The sequence below is a fragment of the Streptomyces sp. P17 genome, from assembly GCF_032436805.1.
Taxonomy (GTDB): Bacteria; Actinomycetota; Actinomycetes; order Streptomycetales; family Streptomycetaceae; genus Streptomyces.
Genome location: NZ_JAVRBF010000270.1, coordinates 1 through 558, shown reverse-complemented (window position 1 = coordinate 558; position 558 = coordinate 1). Strand labels below are relative to the sequence as shown.

Annotated in this window: 1 protein-coding gene; it reads left to right on the top strand. The window is 68.6% G+C overall.

All coding sequences use genetic code 11. From position 1 onward, the window contains the following. Nucleotides 1-174: 174 nt before the first annotated feature. Nucleotides 175-558 (top strand): hypothetical protein (locus RMT89_RS40800; protein ID WP_399498858.1); only part of this gene is annotated, 384 nt, incomplete at its 3' end.

Sequence of the window (558 nt, the reverse complement as noted above, 5' to 3'; positions counted from 1 at the left end):
CCTGAGAAGGCGATGCTGGCCCGTTCGCGGGCCGCTGCCACGATGGTGGGCCGCGAGTGGCGCACGATCCGCGCGAGCGGCGACTGGGCTGCTCAATGGCAGTTGAAGCTGACGAATCTGTCTCGATTGGTGGTGGCCGCGCAGATCGGTGCCGCTGCTGCTGGCGCTGCCAGCGTGGACGACGACCTGTACCGATCCGGATACCCAGAGAAGGCGTTGGCGGAGGTCGACCCGGCTGGGTTCGGCGGATGGGCGGAGCACCCAACGTCAGGGGCAGTTCGCACTATCCCCTCCCTCCTGTATCCGGCTGTCATCACAGCCAGGGCGACGCCGGGCACGGTCACTCAGAAGTTGGCCGCTGGCGGCAGAGTGGCGCAGACGATGGCCCACTGGGCTGTGTCTGAGGCTGGCCGGAACGCCGCCATGGTCGGGGCGACTGGGAGGGCTCGCACGTCGATGATGTTCGTGGACCCCGCCCCGATGTGCCAGCGGTGCGCGGCTCTCGTTGGGAAGCTGTTTAAGCCCGGCGCGAGGTCGTTCACGCGGCACCCCGGCTGC